Here is a 4,667-nt window from a genome sequence, read left to right as displayed (position 1 = left end):
AGTCTGCAGGTACTGGGAAGCAACGCCGATATTCCGCTCGGCCATGATCTGGTTAAGCTGCTTCAGGATGCCCGGAACGTTCTTGTGCACGTGGAGCAGGCGGCTGACATTGCCCTGAACCGGCAGAGAAACCTCAGGGAAGTTCACTGCGGAGAGGGTGGAGCCGTTATCGGAATAGGTAGCCAGCTTGGTAGCCACTTCAATGCCGATGTTGGTCTGAGCTTCCTTGGTGGAACCGCCGATGTGCGGAGTCAGGATGACATTGTCAAACTGAGTCAGCGGAGATTCAAACGGATCGCCGTTCTTGGCGGGTTCGGTAGGATATACGTCCACAGCGGCACCGCCTACCTTGCCGCTCTTGAGAGCATCAACCAGAGCGTCAATGTCAACCACGGAACCTCTGGCGGCATTGATGAAGATTACTCCGTCCTTCATCTTGCTGAAGGATTCGGCGTTGATCATCTTTCTGGTGGTAGGATTGTCCGGCACATGGAGGGTGATGATATCGGCATGAGCATAAAGCTCGTCCAGAGTCTCAACCTGACGCACATTACCGAAGTCCAGCTTGTTCTCGATGTCGTAGAATTCCACCTTGAGTCCCAGAGCCTCGGCAATAATGCCCACCTGAGTGCCGATGTGGCCGTAGCCGATAATGCCCAGAGTCTTGCCCCGAACCTCATAGGAACCCTTGGCGCTCTTGTCCCAGCCGCCCCGGTGCAGGATGGCGTTCTTTTCCGGAATGGTGCGCATCAGAGTCAGGTACTCGCCGGTAACCATTTCGGCTACGGAACGGGTATTGGAGAACGGAGCGTTAAATACCGGAATGCCATGAGCGCGGGCCGCATCCAGATCCACCTGATTGGTGCCGATGCAGAAGCAGCCAACGGCGCAGAGCTTATGGGCAGCCTCAAAAACATCCTCGGTAAGATGAGTCCGGGAACGAATGCCGATAAAATGCACGTCTTTGATTTTTTCTATAAGCTCGTCATGCCCCAGAGCCCCCTTCAGGTACTCCACATTGGTATAGCCGGCTTTTTTGAACACTTCCAGAGCGCTTTCGGAAACTCCCTCCAGAAGAAGAATCTTAATCTTGTTTTTATCAAGTGAATAACGAGCCATTTTACTCTCCTTAACCTGTAAAGGTTTCACATGAACTTCTGAATAGCGGGGAGCCCGGGGGACTCCCCTTTCGGGATACCGATTTTACTTGGCAGCGGCACGGCGGGCCTGAACAGCCATGGCCAGCTTTTCAAGAGCGGCTGTGGTGTCTTCCCAGCCGATGCAGGCGTCGGTAATGCTCTGGCCGTAAACCAGCTGATCGGAACAGCCTTCCTTAAGATCCTGCCGGCCTTCAACCAGATGACTCTCAATCATCACGCCGAAGATGCCCTGCTGACCTGCAGCCAGCTGACAGCAGACATCAGCGCACACATCCATCTGCCGCTTGAATTCCTTGTGGCTGTTGGCATGGCTGAAGTCAACCATGACCTTGGCAGGAAGTCCGGCCTTGGCAAGTCCGTCAACGGCGCTCTGCACGTTGGCAGCGTCGTAGTTCGGGCCTCTGCTGCCGCCGCGGAGAATGATATGGCAGTCATCGTTGCCGAGAGTCTTAACAATGGCGCTGTGGCCGAACTTGGTAACGGACAGGAAGGTATGCTGAGCCGCTGCAGACTTAAGAGCGTCAATGGCTACCTTCACGGTGCCGTCGGTGCCGTTCTTGAAGCCTACCGGAGCGGAAACGCCGGAAGCCAGCTCGCGGTGCACCTGAGATTCGGTGGTGCGGGCGCCGATGGCAATCCAGGAAATCAGTTCGTCAAGATACTGCGGGGTCAGCACATCAAGATACTCGGTAGCGCAGGGCATGCCCATCTCGTTGATGTCCAGAAGAAGCTTTCTGCCGATCCGAAGGCCCATGTTGATGTCGAAGCTGTTATCCATGTAAGGATCGTTAATAAGGCCCTTCCAGCCTACAGTGGTACGAGGCTTCTCGAAATAAACCCGCATGATGATCTCCAGAGAGTCCTTGTATCTCTCGCGGAGCGGGCAGAGTCTCTCGGCATATTCAAGGGCTGCCTTGGTATCATGAATGGAGCAGGGACCGGTAATAACCACCAGACGGTCATCCTTCCCTGTCATAATGTCATGAATTGCAGCTCTGGCTTTCAGAACGGTATTGGCAGACTTCTCGGTGCAGGGATACTTCTCAATAAGAGCTACTGGAGGAAGAAGATCTGTAATTTCCTTGATTCTGGTGTCGTAAATTTTGTTAGTCATGATATCAAAAATCTATTATCTGGCGGTTCTACCGCGTAAAACCGGTTTGTCCTTTGTACTGAGACCTGAAGCGTTGTCCATTCTGTGGATTAAGCCCTTGGAAATAAAAGCTGAAACGCATTTCAGGCTTCCTGAAACGGTACTCATTGTATAAGCCGCCCCATGTTTAGTCAAATACAGACGGCGTTATCAGCGGTTAATTGACATCTTTTGAGAATCCGGGCGGATTTTTTGCGAAATTTTCCCGTTTTTAAAGTTCCCCAACCAATTGTCCCGGAACATTTTTCCAAAAAGAGCCATCCCGAAAAAAAGATCTTCATCTCTGCCCGAAGCAGGAAATGACTTTGCCATGGAAAAGGATGGACAGTAAAACGGGACTGAATATCCATCACGGAATTTACCTGTTACAATGAGTCATCCATCCGCATGATAACCTTGCTTACAGCAGTGCCCAAACGGAGAAAAAGACCATGGCAGAAAACAATGAGCACATCAAAATCAGCGTCGTCGAAAGGAGAGGCAAACGAGGCTGCGATTACGGGCACCGCGTGGGCGATGTTTACGACTATGCCAAAGATGCCGGCAGGCTGTGTCCCTGGATGCTGACGGTTGCCAACATGTACATCTCAAAGCTTAAGGACGGCCAGACGTTTACCCGCGAAGGCCTTCCGAAAAACGCCGTAACCTTCTGCTGCCCGGATCCCCGGGTCATGAACATCTTCCAGATTGAATACACCGGAAGGATCGAAAAGAACAAGGTCAATGAATAGCCGGGGTAAGGCATAGAGATATGCCGGCTCCGGAGGATGCTCTCCTCCAGTCGTCATATAAAAAGCCCATGCCGAATCTGACATGAGCTTTTTTGTTTCCGCTGATTAACGCTTTGCGGAGATCGGACAGTATCGGGATGGCGAATAAATACCGGGAAATGAATTTGAGCGCGGTTCCTTTCTCATCACTGCTTTCTCACCGTTTTCCGCTCATCATCGATCCCCTTTTCTCATCGCCTTTTTTCATCGCCCCTTTATCATCCCTTTTTCATACTATCTTCCCAGCAGCCTCTCGCTCAGTGCCCTTCCGGCAGCCTGCTACTTCAGGTTAGCTCTGAAGAAGCCATCAATCTCATCGAAGGGAATCTTGTCCATCTGGTCATACAGATCCACATGGGTAGCTCCCTTTACCACGATGAGCTTTTTGGGTTCGGCGGCCTTCTGATACACATCTTCGGAAAAATATCTGGAATGGGCCTTATCTCCGGTAATCAGCATCACGGGCCGGGGCGAAAGTTCCTTTATGTTATCCATGAGCCTGAAGTTAAAGAAGCCGTAAGGAGCCGTGGAGTCCCATGCGGAGGTGTTGGAATTGATGGCTCTCGGATGATAGGCCCGGCCTACATAGTAGCCGTAGAAATCCTTAATTACCGGATTGGCGTCTACCGGCAGCTTGTCCGGGAACATGGTTGCAAAAGTCTGCGCTTTCCCTTCTGCATCAACGGCAATCTCATGAGCTCCTCTGATAAGTCCGCCGTGCTTGGCCTCCGCATCCCGCATGGCCGCAAGATGCTTCTTCACAATGAGACGCTGTTCATCGGTGTAATACTCGCCCTTGTAATGATCGCTGATGCTTTCAGACATGTCGTACATGGCAGAGGTCACTACGGCCTTGATCCTGACATCGTTGGAGGCCGCGGTGATGGCCATTCCCGAAAGGCCGCAAATACCTATAGCGCCGATTTTTTCCGGATCCACGAACTTAAGGTTGCTGACAAAATCCACCGCGGCGCTGAAGTCCTCGGTAAAAATATCAGGAGAAGCCATATCGCGTCTGGCCCCGCCGGACTGTCCGGTCATGGACTGATCGAAGGCCACCGTCACAAAGCCCCGGGAGGCCAGTTCCTGGGCGTAAAGGCCGGAAGCCTGTTCCTTGACGGCTCCGAAGGGACCGGATACCACCACCGCGCTGTATTTCTTAGCGCTGTCAAAGTTTGCCGGAAGATACAGATGCCCGGCAACATCGAAGCCGTAATGGTTGGAGAACACCACCTTCAGAACCTGGATGTTCTTATTGATCTTAAAAACCCGGGTATCATCCTGCAATGCCGCAATTGATGACTGCTTCATCTGCGAAGCCTCTGCGATAACTGATACCTGAACGTCCTGCGCCATAGCCATACTGCCAACTCCTCCCCAAAGTAACGCTGCCGCCAAAACTGAACTTAACAATTTGCGTGATTTCATGCCGGCCTCCCATGTTCTGCCATTTGATTGCTGCTCTGCCATTTGACTGATATTTCCGGTAAGCGGTCAGGATAGCTTCCGGAGAACTCCTGGTGCTTCGAGTCCTTTTCCGAACCGCTTCGCTTTCCCGCGTGCTTTCCCGTTCTCCCTGTACTT

At 52.1% G+C, this 4,667-nt stretch carries 4 protein-coding genes; 1 reads left to right on the top strand and 3 read right to left on the bottom strand.

What is annotated here, in order from left to right:
- Together serA and aroG are read right to left on the bottom strand one after the other, a co-directional pair.
- Window positions 1-1,119, bottom strand: a 1,119-nt coding sequence (serA, locus tag ACJROR_RS06970; RefSeq protein ID WP_406546487.1) for a phosphoglycerate dehydrogenase, incomplete at its 3' end; no start/stop codon positions are given.
- Window positions 1,120-1,203: 84 nt separating this feature from the next.
- Window positions 1,204-2,274: a 3-deoxy-7-phosphoheptulonate synthase AroG gene (gene aroG / locus ACJROR_RS06965; RefSeq protein WP_406546486.1), complete on the bottom strand. Its 1,071-nt coding sequence runs from the start codon at window positions 2,272-2,274 to the stop codon at window positions 1,204-1,206.
- Window positions 2,275-2,744: 470 nt separating this feature from the next.
- Between aroG and ACJROR_RS06960 the strand changes: the two genes are divergently transcribed.
- Window positions 2,745-3,044: a TIGR04076 family protein gene (locus ACJROR_RS06960; RefSeq protein WP_406038806.1), complete on the top strand. Its 300-nt coding sequence runs from the start codon at window positions 2,745-2,747 to the stop codon at window positions 3,042-3,044.
- A 318-nt stretch (window positions 3,045-3,362) separates the two neighbouring features.
- On the opposite strand, the gene ACJROR_RS06955 is transcribed toward ACJROR_RS06960, so the two are convergent.
- Window positions 3,363-4,445, bottom strand: a complete 1,083-nt coding sequence (locus ACJROR_RS06955; protein ID WP_406546485.1) for an alpha/beta hydrolase — start codon at window positions 4,443-4,445, stop codon at window positions 3,363-3,365.
- Window positions 4,446-4,667 lie beyond the last annotated feature (222 nt).

This window comes from Succinimonas sp., assembly GCF_045225735.1.
GTDB lineage: Bacteria > Pseudomonadota > Gammaproteobacteria > Enterobacterales > Succinivibrionaceae > Succinimonas.
Note: the sequence above shows the minus strand (reverse complement) of the source record. Positions and strands in the feature narration are given on the sequence as shown.